Source organism: Demequina sediminis (genome assembly GCF_030296675.1).
GTDB classification, from domain to species: domain Bacteria; phylum Actinomycetota; class Actinomycetes; order Actinomycetales; family Demequinaceae; genus Demequina; species Demequina sediminis.
Genome location: NZ_AP027736.1, coordinates 2,543,489 through 2,561,251, shown reverse-complemented (window position 1 = coordinate 2,561,251; position 17,763 = coordinate 2,543,489). Strand labels below are relative to the sequence as shown.

Annotated in this window: 17 protein-coding genes and 2 pseudogenes; 4 read left to right on the top strand and 15 right to left on the bottom strand. The window is 71.2% G+C overall.

What is annotated here, in order from left to right; translation table 11 throughout:
- Window positions 1-71: 71 nt before the first annotated feature.
- The 8 genes and pseudogenes from sucD to QUE44_RS13090 all read right to left on the bottom strand — a co-directional run bounded on the left by sucD (window position 72) and on the right by QUE44_RS13090 (window position 8,868).
- Window positions 72-956 (bottom strand): succinate--CoA ligase subunit alpha, encoded by an 885-nt coding sequence (sucD, locus tag QUE44_RS13120; RefSeq protein ID WP_286215098.1) that lies wholly within the window; start codon window positions 954-956, stop codon window positions 72-74.
- A 9-nt stretch (window positions 957-965) separates the two neighbouring features.
- A pseudogene (gene sucC, locus QUE44_RS13115) lies at window positions 966-2,137 on the bottom strand (ADP-forming succinate--CoA ligase subunit beta).
- 118 nt (window positions 2,138-2,255) lie between these two features.
- Entirely contained in the window at window positions 2,256-3,212 is a 957-nt protein-coding gene (locus QUE44_RS13110) for an L-lactate dehydrogenase (protein ID WP_286215096.1), read from the bottom strand.
- Window positions 3,213-3,461: 249 nt separating this feature from the next.
- On the bottom strand, window positions 3,462-4,079 hold the full coding sequence (locus QUE44_RS13105) for a hypothetical protein (RefSeq protein WP_286215094.1): 618 nt from the start codon (window positions 4,077-4,079) through the stop codon (window positions 3,462-3,464).
- A 57-nt stretch (window positions 4,080-4,136) separates the two neighbouring features.
- The gene (locus tag QUE44_RS13100) at window positions 4,137-6,011 is read right to left on the bottom strand and encodes a 3'-5' exonuclease (RefSeq protein WP_350226932.1); all 1,875 of its coding nucleotides are present in this window, start codon (window positions 6,009-6,011) and stop codon (window positions 4,137-4,139) included.
- Window positions 6,011-6,418 (bottom strand): UvrD-helicase domain-containing protein, encoded by a 408-nt coding sequence (locus tag QUE44_RS14235; RefSeq protein ID WP_350226845.1) that lies wholly within the window; start codon window positions 6,416-6,418, stop codon window positions 6,011-6,013. The genes QUE44_RS13100 and QUE44_RS14235 overlap by 1 nt, the downstream gene beginning before the upstream one ends.
- Before the next feature lie 401 nt (window positions 6,419-6,819).
- Window positions 6,820-7,236 (bottom strand): hypothetical protein, encoded by a 417-nt coding sequence (locus QUE44_RS13095; RefSeq protein WP_286215093.1) that lies wholly within the window; start codon window positions 7,234-7,236, stop codon window positions 6,820-6,822.
- 129 nt (window positions 7,237-7,365) lie between these two features.
- Window positions 7,366-8,868: a DEAD/DEAH box helicase gene (locus tag QUE44_RS13090; RefSeq protein WP_286215092.1), complete on the bottom strand. Its 1,503-nt coding sequence runs from the start codon at window positions 8,866-8,868 to the stop codon at window positions 7,366-7,368.
- A 232-nt stretch (window positions 8,869-9,100) separates the two neighbouring features.
- Between QUE44_RS13090 and QUE44_RS13085 the strand changes: the two genes are divergently transcribed.
- Window positions 9,101-9,790, top strand: a complete 690-nt coding sequence (locus tag QUE44_RS13085) for a hypothetical protein (RefSeq protein WP_286215090.1) — start codon at window positions 9,101-9,103, stop codon at window positions 9,788-9,790.
- Between the two features lie 12 nt (window positions 9,791-9,802).
- Here the strand turns inward: QUE44_RS13085 and QUE44_RS13080 are convergent, their stop codons facing one another.
- Window positions 9,803-10,453 carry a response regulator gene (locus QUE44_RS13080; protein WP_286215088.1) on the bottom strand — a complete coding sequence of 217 codons (651 nt, stop codon included), beginning with the start codon at window positions 10,451-10,453 and terminating at the stop codon, window positions 9,803-9,805.
- The gene (locus tag QUE44_RS13075; RefSeq protein ID WP_286215086.1) at window positions 10,450-11,466 is read right to left on the bottom strand and encodes a sensor histidine kinase; all 1,017 of its coding nucleotides are present in this window, start codon (window positions 11,464-11,466) and stop codon (window positions 10,450-10,452) included. Before QUE44_RS13075 ends, QUE44_RS13080 begins: the two co-directional genes overlap by 4 nt.
- 160 nt (window positions 11,467-11,626) lie before the next feature.
- On the opposite strand from QUE44_RS13075, the gene QUE44_RS13070 reads away from it, so the two are divergent.
- From QUE44_RS13070 to QUE44_RS13060, 3 genes are read left to right on the top strand one after another with little or no spacing between them, the layout of a single operon-like run.
- Window positions 11,627-12,562, top strand: coding sequence for a PspC domain-containing protein (locus tag QUE44_RS13070; protein WP_286215085.1), 936 nt, complete (start codon window positions 11,627-11,629; stop codon window positions 12,560-12,562).
- Window positions 12,559-13,203, top strand: coding sequence for a hypothetical protein (locus QUE44_RS13065; RefSeq protein ID WP_286215084.1), 645 nt, complete (start codon window positions 12,559-12,561; stop codon window positions 13,201-13,203). Before QUE44_RS13070 ends, QUE44_RS13065 begins: the two co-directional genes overlap by 4 nt.
- A complete protein-coding gene (locus QUE44_RS13060; protein ID WP_286215083.1) occupies window positions 13,200-13,634 on the top strand; it encodes a hypothetical protein in 435 nt (144 codons plus the stop codon). Before QUE44_RS13065 ends, QUE44_RS13060 begins: the two co-directional genes overlap by 4 nt.
- 101 nt (window positions 13,635-13,735) lie before the next feature.
- Here the strand turns inward: QUE44_RS13060 and guaA are convergent, their stop codons facing one another.
- From guaA to QUE44_RS13040, 5 genes and pseudogenes are all read right to left on the bottom strand, one after another.
- Window positions 13,736-15,307, bottom strand: a complete 1,572-nt coding sequence (guaA, locus tag QUE44_RS13055; protein WP_286215081.1) for a glutamine-hydrolyzing GMP synthase — start codon at window positions 15,305-15,307, stop codon at window positions 13,736-13,738.
- Window positions 15,304-15,651, bottom strand: a complete 348-nt coding sequence (locus QUE44_RS13050; protein ID WP_286215079.1) for a DUF3817 domain-containing protein — start codon at window positions 15,649-15,651, stop codon at window positions 15,304-15,306. The genes guaA and QUE44_RS13050 overlap by 4 nt, the downstream gene beginning before the upstream one ends.
- The gene (locus QUE44_RS13045) at window positions 15,648-15,863 is read right to left on the bottom strand and encodes an SURF1 family protein (RefSeq protein WP_286215077.1); all 216 of its coding nucleotides are present in this window, start codon (window positions 15,861-15,863) and stop codon (window positions 15,648-15,650) included. Before QUE44_RS13045 ends, QUE44_RS13050 begins: the two co-directional genes overlap by 4 nt.
- A gap of 47 nt (window positions 15,864-15,910) precedes the next feature.
- A pseudogene (locus QUE44_RS14230) lies at window positions 15,911-16,336 on the bottom strand (SURF1 family cytochrome oxidase biogenesis protein); the annotation flags it as partial.
- A gap of 71 nt (window positions 16,337-16,407) precedes the next feature.
- Window positions 16,408-17,583, bottom strand: a complete 1,176-nt coding sequence (locus tag QUE44_RS13040) for a GGDEF domain-containing protein (protein ID WP_286215075.1) — start codon at window positions 17,581-17,583, stop codon at window positions 16,408-16,410.
- Window positions 17,584-17,763 lie beyond the last annotated feature (180 nt).

Below are 17,763 nucleotides of genomic sequence, written 5' to 3'. Positions count from 1 at the left end.
CCCCTGACTGACACATGGGTGCTCGAGTACCGCGCCGTTCGAGCACCCATGTGTCAGGTGGACGGAGACTGTCAGGAAGCGGTGAGGATCTCCCGCATGAGGCGCGCCGTCTCAGACGGGGTCTTGCCGACCTTGACGCCGGCGGCCTCGAGTGCCTCCTTCTTGGCCTGGGCGGTGCCCGCAGAGCCGGACACGATCGCGCCGGCGTGGCCCATCGTCTTGCCCTCGGGCGCCTCGAAGCCCGCGACGTAGCCCACCACGGGCTTGGTCACGTGCTCCTTGATGTAGGCGGCCGCGCGCTCCTCGGCGTCGCCGCCGATCTCGCCGATCATCACGATCGCCGCGGTGTCTGGGTCGTTCTCGAAGGCCTCGAGGCAGTCGATGTGGGTGGTGCCCACGATCGGGTCGCCACCGATTCCGACGGCGGTCGAGAAGCCCAGGTCGCGCAGTTCGAACAGCATCTGATAGGTCAGCGTGCCGGACTTCGACACGAGGCCGATCCGTCCGGGTCCGGTGATGGTCGCGGGGGTGATGCCCACGTTCGACTGGCCGGGCGTGATGAGGCCGGGGCAGTTGGGGCCGATGAGCCGCGTGCCCTTGGACTGCGCGTACGCGAAGAACTCCGCGGTGTCGGCGACGGGAACGCCCTCGGTGATGATGACGATGAGCGGCATGCCGGCGTCGACGGCCTCGATGACCGCCGCCTTGGTGAAGGCGGGCGGCACGAAGACCACCGAGACGTCGGCGCCCGTCGCGGCCATGGCATCGGCGACCGAGCCGAATACGGGAATCGTGACGTCGCCGGGGAAGTCGACCTGCTCGCCGGCCTTGCGCGGGTTGACGCCGCCCACGATCTGCGTGCCCGAGGCGAGCATGCGCGTGGTGTGCTTCATGCCCTCCGAGCCGGTCATGCCCTGGACGACGACCTTGGAGTCTGCGGTGAGGAAGATGGCCATGAGTGCTCCTTAGGCGGCCGCGGCGGCGAGCTCTGCGGCCTTCGCCGCCGCGCCGTCCATGGTCTCGACGATGGTCACGAGCGGGTGGTTGGCGGCGGCCAGGATCGCGCGGCCCTCCTCGACGGCGTTGCCGTCGAGGCGCACCACGAGGGGCTTCGAGGCCTCGTCGCCCAGCGTCTCGAGCGCGCCGACGATTCCGTTGGCGACCTCGATGCAGCTGGTGATGCCGCCGAAGACGTTGACGAACACGCTCTTCACCTGAGGATCGTTGAGGATCACGTCGAGGCCGTTGGCCATCACGGCCGCGGACGCGCCGCCACCGATGTCGAGGAAGTTCGCGGGCTTGACCCCGCCGAACTGCTCGCCCGCGTACGCGACCACGTCGAGCGTGGACATCACGAGCCCCGCGCCGTTGCCGATGATTCCCACCGCGCCGTCGAGCTTGACGTAGTTGAGGTCGAGCGCCTTGGCCTTGGCCTCGAGGGGGTCGGCCGCGGCCTTGTCCTCGAGCGCCTCGTGGTCGGCGTGGCGGAAGCCCGCGTTCTCGTCGAGCGTCACCTTGCCGTCGAGGGCGACGATGCTCCCGTCCTCGGTGCGGACGAGCGGGTTGACCTCGACCAGGGTCGCGTCTTCCTCGGCGTAGACGGTCCACAGCTTCTGAATGACGTCCGCGACGGGACCGCGCAGGTCCTCGGGGAAGTTCGCGACGGCGACGATCTCGGCGGCCTTCGCGGCATCGATGCCCACCAGCGGGTCGACCGCGACGCGCGCGAGGGCGTCGGGACGCTCGACCGCGAGCTGCTCGATCTCCATGCCGCCCTCGACCGAGCACATCGCGAGGTAGCGCCGCTCGGCGCGGTCGAGCAGCACGCTGAAGTAGTACTCCTCGGCGATCTGCGCGCCGGCCGCGATCATCACGCGGTGGACCGTGTGGCCCTTGATGTCCATGCCCAGGATCGCCGCGGCGTGTGCCTCGGCCTCCTCGGGGAGCGGGCGACCTTGACGCCACCGGCCTTGCCGCGGCCTCCGGTCTTCACCTGCGCCTTGACGACGACCACGCCGCCGCCCAGCTGCTCTGCCGCGGCGCGTGCCTCGGCGGGGGTCGTGGCGACGATTCCGGGAAGCACGGGTACGCCGTGCTTCTCGAACATGTCGCGCGCCTGGTACTCGTACAGGTCCATGCACTGTCCTCACGCGATACGCGCGCCCTCGTCGGCGCGCTGGTCCGATGGTCCAGGCTCAGCCTACCGAGATCGGCCGCCCATTCGGGACCATGGTCCCCTGCCCGCCGTCGTGCGCTCAGCCGCCCGCGCCGAACCTCGTCGCGGTCTCACGAATCGACGCGGCGGACGCGTCGAGCGCCGCCCTCTCGGCATCGTCCACCGGCACCTGCACCTGGTGCTCGATGCCGTTGCGTCCCACGACGGCCGGCAGGGACATGCAGACCTCGCCGACGCCGGGGTACTCGATGAGCGTCGAGACCGGCAGGACGCGGCGCTGGTCGCCCAGGACCGCCTCGACGATGCGCGCGCCGGCGGCGCCGATCGCGTAGTTGGTCGCGCCCTTGCCCTCGATGATCGTGTAGGCGGAGCGCATGACGTCGTGGTGGATGCGCTCACGCACGTCCTCGGTCATGACGACCTTGCCGTCGCGACCCTTCCACTCGTTGAGCGGCAGGCCGCCGATGGTCGCCGACGACCACAGCGCGACCTCGGTGTCGCCGTGCTCGCCCGCGATGTAGGCGTGCACGTTGCCCACGGCGACGTCGCACTCTCGCGCGATCTCGTGGCGCAGGCGCGAGCTGTCCAGCACCGTGCCCGAGCCGAACATGTGCGCCGGGTCCATGCCCGACTTCTTGATGGCCGCGTACGTGACCACGTCGACGGGGTTCGTGACCAGGATGTAGATCGCGTCGGGCGCGGCCTCGAGCAGCGGCGGCAGGACCTTGTCCATGAGCGAGATGGTCGCACCGGCCAGGTCCATGCGGCTCTGGCCGGGCTGCTGCTTGGCGCCGGCGGTGATGACGACCACGTCCGAGCCCTCCACCACGCCGACGTCGTTCGAGCCGAGCACGGTCGCCTCGGGCATGAACTGGATGCCCTGCGCGAGGTCGAGCGCCTCCGCCTCGACCTTGGCCTTGTTGATGTCGTAGAGCGCCACGGTACGCGCGAATCCGCGCATCAGTCCCGCGTATGCGAGGGTCGAGCCCACGGCTCCCGCACCCACGATCGACACCTTCGACGTCTTGGTTTCCATGGTTCCTCCGGAGGTTCGATGATCCGGGTACGAGCCTAGTCCGCCCGCCCGGGCCGCGCCCCCACCTCGCTCGCGTCCCTTTTCCCCGCACCCCGACCCCACCCCCGTTCCGGAAGTCACACATCTGGCGACCGGTGCGCGCGAGCCACACGGGGACTCCGGATTACCCGGCGTCAGATGTGTGACGTGCGCAGGGTTCGGGTGCCGGCGCGGGTGCGGAGTTGCGCTTGGATCGGACGATGCGCGGGTTCAGTCCGCGTCGGACAGGCAGAAGGTCGCGCGCTCGGGACCGGGGACGCTAGCCGAGAACGCCGCTTCACCGCGCGTCGAGCTGATGGTCGCCCACGCGACGACCTCGATGCAGCCGTCGCGGCCGATGCCCCACCACGGGTACACCTCCTGGTGCGACTCCGTGCCGGTTGCCGCGTCGAGGCTCCCGACATCGAAGCGCAGTGAGGTCTCGTCGCAGCCGAACGTCATCTCGGCGAGCGAGTCGCCCATCGACGGCGGCCCGAAGTCCCACTCGCCGCACGTCGCATCCCCCACCACGATCCCTGCGTCGATGGCGCTGAGCTCGCCCACGCCCGTGCAACCGGTGCCGGCGTGCACGCTCGCGATCGTGTCGCCCACGAGCGACGTGTCCGTCCACACGCGCCACGGCAGCGCCGCGATCACGGGGCGTCGCTCCGTGCCCTCAAGCGTGGTGGAGAAGCCGACGTCGACGCAGTGGCCCGACTGCTCGTCCGTGAGCGTCCACTCGCGCTCGACCGGCACCGTGCTGACGGCCGCCGCCGGCACCCAGGGCACCGCGAGCGCGGCCACGATCACCGCCACGGCGACCGCTCCCGCCCAGGCCCACCCGCGCATCGTCCCCCATGAGGCGTCGGCACCGACGCCTACCTGGGGGAATGCTAGCGCTGGCGGCTACAGCTTGTCGAGGTTGTTGAAGCGCAACACGAGGCGCTTCACGTCGCCGCCGAAGTCGACCTTGACCACCGCGTTGCGGCCCACGCCCTCGGTGCCCACGACCTTGCCCATGCCGTGCTTGTCGTGCAGCACGCGCTCGCCCACCTCGAAGCCGATGTCCCCCGAGCCCACGCCCGGCGGGCTCGGCGGCACCCGCCGCGTGCTGACCGCACCCGCGCGCGAATACGTGTTGCCGTCCTCGCGATCCTGGTTGCCGCCGTAGCCCATGCCCGACCATGCGCCGGAGCGGGAGCTGCCGCGGTCCGAGGTGGCACGCAGCGAGGACATCGTGACCGCGGCGCGCGTCCACGTCATGAGATCGGCCGGGATCTCCTCGACAAAGCGGCTCGCGCCGAAGTACTGCGGGGATCCCCACGAGGACCGCGCCTCGGCTCGCGTGAGGTAGAGCCGCTCGCGCGCGCGAGTGAGGCCCACGTAGGCAAGGCGCCGCTCCTCCTCCATGTCCTTGAGGTCGCCCGACTCGATCGACCGCATGTGCGGGAACGTGCCGTCCTCCATGCCCGTGAGGAAGACCACGGGGAACTCGAGGCCCTTCGCGGTGTGCAGGGTCATCATCGTGACCACGCCGCCGGTGCCGTCGGCATCGGGCACCTGATCGGCATCGGCGACCAGCGCGACCTTCTCGAGGAAGTCGGCGAGCGTGCCCTCGGGGTTGTCCTCGGAGAACTCACGCCCCACCGCGACGAGCTCCATGATGTTCTCGATGCGGCTCGCGTCCTGCGGGTCTTCGCTCGATCGCAGCGACGCCAGCATGCCGCTGCGGTCCGCGATCGCGTCGAGCACCCCCGCAGCGCCGTTGTCCTTCGCGAGCGCGCGCAGGTCGTCCATGAGCCGCACGAAGTCCTCGATGGCGCGCCGCGAGCGGGCCGCAAGCCCGGCATCGTCCAGGCGCCTCAGCGACGTCCCGAAGCTCACCTGCTCGCCAGCGAGCGCGAGCGAGCGGCGCACCGCCTCGACGGAGTCCACCGCCGTGTCCCCGATTCCACGCTTGGGCGTGTTGATGATGCGGCGGGTCGCGATGTCGTCATCCTCGTTCACCACGGCGGCGAGGTACGCGAGCATGTCCTTGATCTCCTTGCGCTCATAGAAGCGCGTGCCGCCGACGACCTTGTAGGGGATCTCGGCGCGGATGAAGCGCTCCTCGATCGCGCGGGACTGCGCGTTCGCGCGGTACATGATCGCGATGTCCGAAGGCTGGGCCTCGTTCGCGTCGATGAGGCGGCGGATCTCGGTCGCGATGTACTGCGCCTCGCCCTGCTCGGTGTCCGCGGCGTAGCCCGTGATGGTCGCGCCCGCGCCCGAGTCCGTCCACAGGTTCTTGGGACGGCGGTCCGAGTTGTTCGCGATCACCGCGTTGGCCGCGGACAGGATGTTCTGCGTCGAACGGTAGTTCTGCTCGAGGCGCACGATGTGCGCGTTCGGATAGTCCTTTTCAAACTCGAGGATGTTGCGAATGGTCGCGCCGCGGAACGCGTAGATCGACTGGTCAGCGTCACCGACGACCGTGAGCTCGGCGGGCGGGAGGCTTGCATCGTCGGCGGGCCCGACCAGCTCGCGCACGAGCACATACTGCGCGTGGTTGGTGTCCTGGTACTCATCGACCAGGATGTGGCGGAAGCGCTCGCGATACGCGCGCGCCACCTGCGGGTGATCCTGGAGAAGCCGCACCGTGCGCACGATGATGTCGTCGAAGTCGACGGCGTTGGCCGCCGCGAGCCGGCGCTGGTACAGCGGATACGCGTGCGCGGCGGCATGCTCGATTGAGAAGCGCGACGCCATCGCGGCCCCCGCAAGCGCAACCTCGGGGTCGATCAGCTCGTCCTTGAACTTCCCGATCCGTCCCAGCAGAGCGCGGGGGTGAACTTCTTGGGGTCGAGGTCGAGCTCCTTCATGACGAGCTTCATGAGGTTGATCGAGTCCGACGTGTCGTAGATCGAGAAGGAGCTGCTGAGCCCCGCGAGCTCGTGGTCGCTGCGCAGGATGCGCACGCACGCGCTGTGGAACGTCGACACCCACATGCCGCGTGCCTCGGGGCCCACGAGCGCCTCGACACGCTCGCGCATCTCGGCCGCCGCCTTGTTGGTGAAGGTGATCGCGAGGATCTGGTGCGGACGCGCGCGCCCCGCCTCGAGCAGGTGCGCGATCCGATGCGTGAGGACGCGGGTCTTGCCCGATCCCGCTCCCGCCATGATGAGCAGCGCGTCGCCCGCGTGGAGCACGGCCTCGGCCTGCGGCGGGTTGAGCCCGGAGACGAGCGGGGACTGGGGGCCTCAGAGAGGTCGAAGAGCGCATCCATGACCCGGAAAGTCTAGGCGCTGGCTCCGACCGTCGGGCGCGCCTCCTCACCTGCCTTCCGCGCCGCCTCACCTGCCTTCCGCGGCTCCGCGCCTCTCCCGCGCGCCGCCCCCGCGGCTCCGCCACACGGAATCGCGGCTCCGCCACACGGGTCTCGGCGTGTCGCCGGCGTGTCGCGCCCGGAGGCGCGCTCAGGGACGATGCCCCGGGCGGCTTGTGTGGCGGAGCCGCAAGAGGGGCGCGGGGTGGGCGCGGGGTGGCGGAGCCGCAAGAGGGGCGCGGGACGGGTGCGGGGTGGGGGCAGGTGGGGAGCAGGCGCTGGAACTCACGCCACGTCGCGCGCGACCGTGCCCAGTCGCTCGAAGATCGCGAGCGCCTCCTCGGCGGCCGCGCGCACCGCGGGGTCGTCGTCGTACTTGCTCAGGCCCAGCAGCGTGCGCCACACCTCGCGATCCGACGGCGCGCGTCCCGCCCACGCGAGGATCGAGAAGCACAGCGCGTAGGTGACGCGCAGCTCGGGACGCGGATCCTCTGCGAGCACCCGCAGGCGGGGAGACAGACGCGCGAGCGCACCGATCCTCTCGGCACGCAGCGTGCCGTCCCTGTCGCGACGCGGCCAGGCGGTCCAGAAGGCGTGCGCGCGCAGCGGGTCGTCTCCGTCGTGCGCGAAGGCACGGGGCAGGTCTCGGCTGTCGATCTGGAACCGACGCCCGACCAGGGGTTTCGCATCGCCGCGGGGCATGTGCCACAGATATCCGATTCGCGGCGATTCCACAAGACCCGGAAACGCCGATGGACGGCCCCCTGCGGGACCGTCCATCGGAGTGTCGCTCCGGACTCCGTGCGGAGCGCCGGGAGCGAGCGAGGGAAGCTAGCGCGAACGACGCGCGCGACCGCCGCCCGAGCCACCACGGCTCGAGAACGCGGCGGCACCGCCCGAGTGAGAGGCGCCGGAGGACGCGCCTCCCGCGCGGGACGCGCCGCCGGTCGAGCCCTGGCCACCGTGTGCACCGTGGCCCTGAGGACGCGACTGCGCACCCGTGGCCGAGCCGGAGCCCGTGCGCGGCTGCCCGGCACGTGCCTGCCCACCGCGGCGACCGCGGCCGCCCGCACCACCGGCACCGCCGTTGCCGCGCGAGCGCGACCCCTGCCCACGCTGCTGCGTGGGGGTGCCCGGAACCACGGCATCGGCCGGAGCCACGAACGGTGCCACCTCGCCGATCAACGCGACAACCTCGGCGGATGCCGCGTTGACGGCCTGGGGGCGGACGCGGATCGCGGCCTTGCGCAGGAGCTGCTCGGTCTCGCGGCGCTGCTCGGGAAGCACCACGGTCACCACGTCGCCCGCGGAGCCGGCGCGAGCCGTGCGGCCCGAGCGGTGGAGGTACGCCTTGTGCTCGGCCGGCGGGTCCACGTGGACCACCAGCTCGACGCCGTCGACGTGCACGCCGCGAGCGGCGACGTCCGTCGCGACCAGCACGCGGTGAGTGTTGCCGGCAAAGGCGGCAAGGTTGCGGTCACGCGCGGCCTGCGACAGGTTGCCGTGCAGGTCGACCGCGGGGATGCCCGCCGCCGTGAGCTGCTTCGCGAGCTTCTTCGCCTGGTGCTTGGTGCGCATGAACAGGATGCGGCGGCCGCGACCCGAGGCAAGTGCCTGGACCACGTCGCGCTTGGCATCCGCGCCCGCGACGTGCAGCACGTGGTGCGTCATGGCCTCGACCGGGCTGGACTCGGTGTCGACCGAGTGCATAATCGGGTTCGACAGGAAGCGCTTGACGAGCTTGTCCACGCCGTTGTCGAGCGTCGCGGAGAACAGGAGTCGCTGGCCCTTGGCGGGAGTCGCGGTCATGATGCGCGTGACGCCGGGCAGGAAGCCGAGGTCGGCCATGTGGTCGGCCTCGTCGAGCACGGTGATCTCGACCGCGTCGAGCGACACGTGACGCTGACGCATGAGGTCCTCGAGACGGCCGGGGCAGGCCACGACGATGTCGACGCCGCGTCCGAGCGCCTGCTCCTGGCGGTGCTGGCTCACGCCGCCGAAGATCGTGGTGGTGGTGAGGCCGTATGCGGCGGCGAGCGGCGCGATGACGGCGTCGATCTGCGTCGCAAGCTCGCGGGTGGGGGCGAGCACGAGCGCGCGGGGCTTGCCCGGGCGCGCACGGCCGCCCGCCTGGCCTAGTCGCGCGACCATCGGCAGGGAGAACGCGAGCGTCTTGCCGGAGCCGGTGCGGCCGCGCCCCAGCACGTCGCGTCCCGCGAGCGTGTCGGGGAGCGTGTCGACCTGGATCGGGAACGCGTGGGTCTTGCCCTCGCGCTCGAGGACGTCGGTGAGGTGTGTGGGAACGCCGAGTTCGGCGAAAGTCGTGGAAGTCACGTGAGTGCCCTTCGTGGCATGGGCCGATGCGCGCAGACCTCAAGCGGTCAGGTCACCGGCGGTGGTGGCGAAGGCGGAGGAATCCGCGCTCGTTCGCCGGAGAGAATTTCTACGAGCCGCGCGGCCTGTAGGCCAGGCGCTGGCGAGAAGTGGAAGCAATCTGCGACGCAGGAGGACCGGGGGTGGTCCTGCAAGTACCACCGAGGGTATCAGGTAAGAGCACAATCGAGCCATGGCCATCGAACACCCACCCGGACACGGAGAGCATCGTTGGCCCGCGGTGGTCGCGCTGCTGATCGCGCTCGGGCTGTATCTCGCGCTGCCGTCGACGTTTCTGCCGGGCATGCGTTACGGCGTCGCCGCGGTGGGGCTGGTGCTGCTGGTGCCGCTCATCGCCGTCAACCCCGTGCGCATGCGACGCCAGACCACGTGGACGCGCCGGCTCAGCGTGAGCCAGGCGCTACTGCTCGCGGCCGCCAACCAGGTCGCGCTCGTCACGCTGCTCGCGACGCTGGTCGACCCGCCCGCCGACTCGGGGCCCGGCCTGCTGCTCGCCGCCGCACAGGTGTGGCTCACCAACGTCATCGCGTTCGCACTCGTGCTCTGGGAGCTGGATCGAGGCGGCCCCGTCACGCGGTTCACTCCCCTGCGCGCGGATCTCCCGCCCGCCGACCTGCGCTTCGCCCAGGACGAGGACCACGACGCGATCGAGGAGGTCGCCGCGGCATCGTCGCGCGAGTCCGGTTGGAGGCCGCGGTTCGGCGACTATCTCTACTCGTCGCTGTCGAACTCGATGGCGTTCTCCGCCTCCGACTCGATTCCCCTGTCGGGGCGCGCCAAGGCGCTCATGGGGTTGCAGGCCTTCTCGGGATTCGTCCTGCTCGCGCTCGTGATCGCGCGCGCTGTCGCGCTTTTCGGGTAACGCGGCCCGTTGCTAGACGATGCGTCGCTGCGCCGCCCAGTGCGCAAGCTCATGACGGTTGGACAGCTGCAGCTTGTGCAGCACCTTGCCCACGTGGGTCTCGACCGTCTTGATCGAGATGAACAGCTTCTCCGCGACCTCGCGGTACGTGTAGCCGCGCGCGATGAGGCGCATGACCTCCTGCTCGCGCTCGGTGAGCTTGTCGAGGTCCTCGTCGGCCGCCGCGACCTCGCCGCCCGCCGCACCGAAGGCGTCGAGCACGAATCCCGCGAGCCGCGGCGAGAACACCGCGTCCCCTCCCGCGACCCGGCGCACCGCATCCGACAGGTCCGGCCCCGAGATCGACTTGGTGACATAGCCGCGTGCCCCCGCGCGCACCGTCGCGACCACGTCGTCCGCCGCATCGGACACGGACAGCGCGAGCACGCGAGGCGCCCCTGGCCGGTGGAGGATCTCCGCGAGCACGTCGAGCGCGCCTCCCCCGGTGCCGCCTGGCAGATGCACGTCGAGGATCACCACCTGCGGCGCCTTCGCGCGCACCTCCGCGATCGCGGACTCGACGTCGCGCGCCTCGCCCACCACGTCGATCCCGGCGTCGAGGCTTTCGCGCACCCCGACCCTGATCACGTCGTGGTCGTCGACAATCACCACGGTGACACTCATCGCGGATCCTCCTTGGGGCTGGTGATGGCGACCTCCGTGCGGCCACCCGGTCGCGAACTGATCTCTGCCGTTCCCCCGCGGCGCGTGACGCGCCCCACGATCGACTCGCAGATTCCCAGCCGACCGGCGGGCACCGCCGCGGGATCGAAGCCGGGACCGCCGTCGCGGACGAACACCTCGAGCGACGTGGCCGTGACCTCGGCGTAGACCGAGTACGGCGCGTGGGCGTGGCGCGCGGCGTTGACCACGGCCTCGCGCACCGCCTGGACCGCGGCGGCCAACGGCACCGACGTGGGCGCGTCTCCCACCGTCACGAGCTCGACCTGGATGCCGTGAGCGTCCTCGACCTCGGCGACCACCGCGGCGAGGGCCGTCGCCACCGACTCCGAGGTCGACCGACGCTCCTGGTAGAGATACGAGCGCAGGTCGCGCTCCTGAGCACGCGCGAGCCGCGCGACGGCCTCCGGATCGTCCGCCTTGGCGCGAATCAGCGTGAGCGTCTGCAGCACCGAGTCGTGCAGGTGGGCGGCGATCTCCGCGCGCTCGAACTCGCGCACCCGGCGCTCGCGCTCGACGCGCACCTGCCGGATCAGCCTGAGCCACCACGGCGCGAGCACCAGCGCCACGCCGAGGATCGCGACCACGGGCACCACGAGGAAGCGCACGAGCGGGTTCCACTCCGCGGTCCCCGCGCCAAACCACGCGAGCGCACCGAGCGCGAGGGCAAGCCCCGCCGCGGCCCTGAGCCACGCGTCTCGCGAGAACAGGCCCTTGTCCGGCCTGCGCGCGTCGAGCTGAGCGGCGTTCTCAAGCGGGCTCCACACCAGCACCACCGCGACGACGAACATCAGCAGCGGAAGCAACCACCAGGACAGCCGCGCCCACTCGTAGCGGTGCACCAGCATCGTCGCCGCGAACGCGAGCAGCACGGCCCCCAACGTGGCGCGCCACCATTGCGCGGCCGGGGAGCGGCGCTCCAGCGGCCGCGCGAGGCGCGGTGCCGCGGCGGTCATGGGACCAGGTTCGCACAGGGGGCGTCGGGGCGCCCTCGGCCATGCGGACGATGCCGGGGACGGGCGGGCGCGTCCAGGATCAGGGGCCGAATCAGGGGCTTCCCTCATAGCGCGCGCCGGGAACGCGGGGCCAGACTCGAAGAAGAATCGGAGGACTGACATGACTGACCCACAGACCCCGCCCACCGAGGCCGGGTTCTTCACCACCATCCGCGGCTGGAACATCACCCGCAGCGACTCGCGCGTCTTCAGCGGCGTCGCGAGCGGGCTCGCCGAGAAGCTGGGCTGGTCGATCGGCTGGACCCGCGCGGGAGTCGTGGGTCTCGCGATCCTGCTCAACGGGCTCGTGTTGCTCGCCTACGCGGCTGCCTGGGCGCTGCTGCCGGATCGCCAGGGCCGCATCATCATTCAGGACTTCGGACGCGGCGTTCCCAACGTGGGTGCGCTCATCGGAATCGGCATCGTCGCCCTGCTGGGCCTCGTCAACCTGGGCGACAACCGCAGTCCCTGGAACGGCTGGCCGTGGGACATGACCGGATGGCCGTGGGACTCCGGCTTTGCCTCCGACGGCATCGTCCGGGTGGTGGGCGTCGCCCTCGCGGTCCTCATCCCGCTCGCGATCATTGCCGGCGTGATCGTGCTCATCGTGGTGCTCGCGCGTCGCGGCCGTGCCGACGCCGGCGGGCAGTACGCCGCGGGTCCTCACGGTCCCACCGGCCCCGACGGTGCGCCGCCCGTCTACGCCGCTCCGCCCGCATGGGCGGCCGAGCGTCAGCGCCAGCGCGCCGCCCAATGGGAGGCCGCGGGACGGCAGGCCAACGAGGCCGTCGCGCGTGCCGAGGCCGCGGCTGGCGCCGCCGCATGGTCGACCACCCCGCCGCCGCCGGGTGCGGCGCCCACTCCGCCCCCCGCGTACTACGCGGCGCCGCCCGCTCCCCCGTCCCCCCGCGCACCCCGCGAGTTCCCGGCCCCGGCGCGCCCTTCGGACTCCTCACGCTCGCGTGGCTGGTCATCTCCGCCGCGGGCACCGCGTGGGCGACGTGGCGCGACTGGCTCGTGGTGCATCCCCTGGTCGCGTGGTTCGCTCTGTTCGTGACGGGACTGGGCGTCATCCTGGCGCTCGTGTCCCTCGCGGGTCGCAAGCTGGGCTTTCTGGGCTTCCTCTCGGCGATGCTGCTCATCCCCACGGCCGTGATGATCATCGAGGCCGAGGAGATTCGCGACGGCTGGGCCGACCGCTACTTCCCCGAGATCCGCATCGAGCGCGACGGCGAGGAGGTCACCGGGATCGACATCGGCGACGGCGACATCGTGATCGGCGAGCCCGTTCCCGAAGTGTCTTCCGCGGAGCCCGCTCCCGGGCCCACCCTCGACGCCCTCGCGGTCTTCGCCGACGACTACGCGCAGGTCACCCTGCCCGCATGGTGCGACGCTGCCGACGAGGCGCCGAGCACCGAGGGCACCACGCGTGCCCTGCTGTCGCTCACTGACGCGACCTCGGACACCCGGGTCACACTCGACGCGCAGCACACCGTGCTCCGTGTCGCGGCAGGCACGGGAGTCACGGTGGATGTCGACGGCGCGATGGGCGAGATCTACTGGCCCAGCCGTGGGGTGTGGTGCGAGCTCGGGAGCGACTCGTTCTCGGTGGCCAACCCCGACTCCCCCAGCATCACCCTGGCCTCCACCGCGGCCGACGAGTACTACACGATCGTGATCGAGGAGGTCCAGCCATGAGCACCGATATCCGACCCCGCCGCGGCGCGGCAGAGCGCGTCACCGGGGCCATCTGGGGGGCGATCGTCGCTGCCGCGGGAGGCTTCCTCATCGCGGCCCTGTCCGGCTACGACATCGACCTCGAGCTGGTCGCGATCGTGTCGCTCACGGCCCTGGGCGGCTGGCTGCTGTTCTCCGCGATCGCGGCGGGCACGCGCCAGTCGCGGCAGGAGAGGGCCGCTCTCGCGGCCCAGCGGAAGGCCGATGCCGTGGGCACCGCACCCAACCTCGCCGCCTCCGCGGCATCGTCCCCTCGCACCGCGGCGTCACCGCGGACGGCACCCTCGGCGGCAAGCCCCGCGTCGACGCATCGGTGGAGCGAGCCCGCCCGCACGTGGGACCAGGGCGACGCCGAGACGCCGACCGAGCCCGAAAGCCGCAAGGAATCCTGATCCGCCCGCGTTCCGGGTCACTTCGACCTGGAACGCGGGTCAGTCCCGGATAGGCCCGCGAACCGGGTCACGGTCCACGGATGAAACCCCGAGTCCGCCGTCTACTCCCACTCGATAGTGCCCGGCGGCTTGCTCGTGACGTCGAGCACCACGCGGTTGACCTCGGCCACCTCGTTGGTGATGCGGTTGGAGATGTGCGCGAGCACCTCGTAGGGCACGCGCGACCAGTCGGCGGTCATCGCGTCCTCGGAGGACACGGGGCGCAGCACGATCGGGTGGCCGTACGTGCGGCCGTCGCCCTGAACACCCACGGAGCGCACGTCAGCGAGCAGCACCACGGGGCACTGCCAGATCTCCTGATCGAGACCCGCGCGGGTGAGCTCCTCGCGCGCGATCGCGTCGGCGCGGCGCAGGATCTCGAGCCGCTCCCACGTGACCTCGCCGATGATCCGGATGCCCAGCCCTGGTCCGGGGAACGGCTGGCGTCCCACGATCTCCTCGGGGATGCCCAGTTCGCGGCCCACGGCGCGGACCTCGTCCTTGAACAGCGCGCGCAGCGGCTCGACCAGCGAGAACTGCAGGTCGTCGGGGAGGCCGCCCACGTTGTGGTGGCTCTTGATGTTGGCCGCGCCCTCGCCGCCGCCGGACTCGACCACGTCGGGGTACAGCGTGCCCTGGACCAGGAACTCCACCTGCTCCCCGTGGGAGCCGGCCTCCTCGACCACCTGGCGCGCGGCGTCCTCGAACACGCGAATGAACTCGCGGCCGATGATCTTGCGCTTGGTCTCCGGGTCGCTCACGCCGGCGAGCGCGGTCAGGAACCGCTCCTTCTCGTCGCGGATGATGAGGCGCACGCCGGTCGAGGCGACAAAGTCCTTCTCGATCTGCTCGACCTCGCCCGCGCGCATGAGCCCGTGGTCCACATGGATGCACGTGAGCTGGTCGCCCACGGCCTTCTGCACCAGCGCGGCGGCCACGGCCGAGTCCACGCCGCCCGACAGCGCGCAGATCACGCGCTTGGAACCCACCTGCGCGCGGATGAGCGCGACCTGCTCGTCGATCACGTTCGACGGCGTCCAGTCGGGCTGGAGCCCGGCGACGTTGTAGAGGAAGTTCTCGATCGCGTGCTGACCCAGCGGGGAGTGCTTGACCTCGGGGTGCCACTGCACTCCGCACATGCGCTTGTCGAGGTTCTCGAACGCCGCGACAGGCGCGCCCTCGGTGGTGGCGAGCACGTCGAAGCCGGGAGGCGCCTCCTGCACGGAGTCGCCGTGGCTCATCCAGACCTCCTGGACGGCGGGGCTGCCCGCGAGCGCGGTGCCGGCCACCGCGACGGAGGCCTGGGTGCGGCCGTACTCGCGCAGGCCGGTCTTCGCGACCGTGCCGCCGAGCGCCTGGGCCATCGCCTGGAAGCCGTAGCAGATGCCCATGACGGGCACGCCGGCCTCGAACAGCGCGGGGTCGATCTGAGGGGCGCCGTCCTCGTATACCGAGGAGGGGCCGCCGGACAGGATCACCGCGGCGGGGTTCTTGGCGAGCATGTCGGCCGCGCTCATCGAGTGCGGGACCACCTCGGAGTACACGCTCGCCTCGCGCACGCGGCGCGCGATCAACTGCGCGTACTGCGCGCCGCAGTCGACGACCAGGACGGGACGGTGCTGGGTCTCGGTCACTTGGCCTCCTCCAGTTGGGCCGAGACCTCCGCGTGCACGCGGCGCTCGGCAAAGAACGACAGCAGGGGGACGATGCCGCCGGCGGCCATGTAGACCAGGCGGCCCAGGTTCCACTCCATCAGCATCCACAGCTGCGTGACGGTGGCGAGGTAGACGATGAACACCCATCCGTGCAGGATCGCGACGGGCCCGAGGATCGGGTCGAGCGTCTCCTTCACGTCCTCGAGACCGGGCAAGTACCGGAGCATTCCGACGGTCACGATGAGCAGCAGCGTGCCCGTGACGAGCGCCATCACGCGGTAGCGGGACAGCGCCCCGGGGATCTTGCTGGAAGCGTCGCTCACGCGCCGTCCTCTCGGGTTGGGGGAACGCGACCATTGTCCCGCATCCAACGGACCGTGATGAACAGCGCGAAGGCCCCGAACAGCCACCATTCGATCGCGTACGCGGCGGACCGGAAGTTGAACTCCGTGGTCGCCGGCAGCGGCTCGAGCGCGGCCCAGGACTCGGTGCCCTCATAGGACACGAGCAGCGCGCCGTAGAGGGGGCGGGCCACACCTGGGCCAGCTCGGAGGTCGCGAGCGCGGAGGCCCAAAAGGTCCCCTCGGCGGGGGCCTGAGAGGGGGACGATGCCATGGACGCCTCGGGCGTCCGGAGATAGCCCTCGAGGGTCACGGGGCCTTCCATGGCGGGGTCGTCGAGGTCGACGCCCGTCACCTCGCCCTCGGGCTGCCACCCCACGACCACGGCGAGCGTCGCCGCCTCGCCCGTGCCCGTGGCATCGGCCGGAACCGTGAGCGCGCGCACGAGCATCTGCGCCGCGACACCGTCGACCTCGCGGCCGGTCACGACCGCCGCGTCTTCGTCGGCCCACTCCCCCGTCACCGTGACCTGGCGCCCGAGCGCGGCGCCGGCCGACTCAGCGGGGCGCAAGACGTCCGCGATGGCCACCGCGGGCTCGGGTTCGACCACGCGGCCGGTGGTCTGGGCGCGCGACCACTGCCACCACCCCAGCGCGCCACAGGCCACGACCGCGACGACCGCGACCAACACGCCCGCGACCACGCGGCCCCACAGGATGCGGCCGCGAAGCGGCGGGGTCACCGTCCGCGCCGCGCGGCCGGGTGGACGGAGTCAGGCTCGCCGAGCGCGCGCACCTTCACGCGGTCGCGGCCCGCGAGCTTCGCGTCGTAGAGAGCGTCGTCCGCGCGCTTGACCACGCGGTGGCTCATCGAGTCCGCGACGCCGTCGGCCACTCCCACGGACATCGTCACGGCGTGGACGTGCTCGCCGCACTCCACCGGGGTGCCGGCCACAAGACTTCTCATGCGCTCCATGATGCCGCCTGCCTCGTCGATCCCGGTATCCGCGAGCACCACGATGAACTCCTCGCCGCCCCACCGGCCCAGTGCGTCCGTGGTGCGCAGCTGTCCACGCAGCCGCGCGCCGAGCGCGGCGAGGACCCGGTCTCCGCAGGCGTGACCGTGCGCGTCGTTGAGTGCCTTGAAGCGGTCGATGTCCGCGATCGCGACGCAGTAGCGCGCGCCGTCGAGAGAGGCGAGCGCCTCGAGCCGCGCGGAAATCGGGCGGCGGTTCGCGAGTCCGGTGAGCGGATCGGTGTTCGCCAGGTACTCGGCCTGTGCCGCGAGCTCCGCGGCGCGCGCCTGCGCCGCGCCGGCGCGATAGTGCGCCACCACCGACAGGATGAACATCAGGGTCGCCGTGCCGATCGCGTTGACCGCGAAGATCGTGGAGATCGTGGCGTCGCCGGCCCGCGAGTACGGGCCGACCGGAGGCGCGCCCAGCTGCGTGTAGATGAAGGCCGCGGCCGAGCCGACCACGAATACCCAGCGCCAGCCGCGCTGGCGGTCCGTGAACATCAGGAACACGAGCTGTGCGGACGTGATGAGGTAGAGGTGCTGGCCGGTGCGCCAGCCGAAGAGCTGCGCCATGTAGAGCATCCCGACCGTCGCGATCGTGAGGTACATGATCGCGCCGACGAGTTGGCGCCCGCTGCGCACAACGATCAGGTTCGCAATGAAGGCGATCAGTGTTCCGGTGCTGAGCAGCACCAGCGGACCCGTGGTCTGGTCGGGGCGCATGAGGTAGGCGACAGTGAACACGAACGTGGTGCCCACGGAGATCACCGCGAAGGTCTGCACGGTGCCGGCGGCGCGGCCCTCCTCCGCCTCGAGCCCACCCGCGGGACGCTCGAAGATCGCGGACAGGAACGCGGGAAGGCGCGCCAACGCCGCGGTGATCGCACGCATCGCCATCGAGCCCCCAGTCTTGACCCGCGTGACGCGCGCACGGCAGGCCCCTCAGCTACGCGCCTCCGGGGACCCGGGCCGCGCATCGTCCCCCGCCGGAGATCTCACCCCCGACGGCAGACGCCCTCTCGCGCAGTCTACGTAACCGGTGTCCCGCATAGAAGGGCGGATTGGCGACAGTTCGAC

What these genes read in the sequence shown, in the direction of transcription:
- sucD (WP_286215098.1), bottom strand. Translation starts at nt 956, where the DNA reads ATGGCCATCTTCCTCACCGCAGACTCCAAGGTCGTCGTCCAGGGCATG.
- QUE44_RS13110 (WP_286215096.1), bottom strand. Translation starts at nt 3,212, where the DNA reads ATGGAAACCAAGACGTCGAAGGTGTCGATCGTGGGTGCGGGAGCCGTG.
- QUE44_RS13105 (WP_286215094.1), bottom strand. Translation starts at nt 4,079, where the DNA reads ATGCGCGGGTGGGCCTGGGCGGGAGCGGTCGCCGTGGCGGTGATCGTG.
- QUE44_RS13095 (WP_286215093.1), bottom strand. Translation starts at nt 7,236, where the DNA reads ATGCCCCGCGGCGATGCGAAACCCCTGGTCGGGCGTCGGTTCCAGATC.
- QUE44_RS13085 (WP_286215090.1), top strand. Translation starts at nt 9,101, where the DNA reads ATGGCCATCGAACACCCACCCGGACACGGAGAGCATCGTTGGCCCGCG.
- QUE44_RS13080 (WP_286215088.1), bottom strand. Translation starts at nt 10,453, where the DNA reads ATGAGTGTCACCGTGGTGATTGTCGACGACCACGACGTGATCAGGGTC.
- QUE44_RS13075 (WP_286215086.1), bottom strand. Translation starts at nt 11,466, where the DNA reads ATGACCGCCGCGGCACCGCGCCTCGCGCGGCCGCTGGAGCGCCGCTCC.
- QUE44_RS13070 (WP_286215085.1), top strand. Translation starts at nt 11,627, where the DNA reads ATGACTGACCCACAGACCCCGCCCACCGAGGCCGGGTTCTTCACCACC.
- QUE44_RS13060 (WP_286215083.1), top strand. Translation starts at nt 13,200, where the DNA reads ATGAGCACCGATATCCGACCCCGCCGCGGCGCGGCAGAGCGCGTCACC.
- QUE44_RS13040 (WP_286215075.1), bottom strand. Translation starts at nt 17,583, where the DNA reads ATGGCGATGCGTGCGATCACCGCGGCGTTGGCGCGCCTTCCCGCGTTC.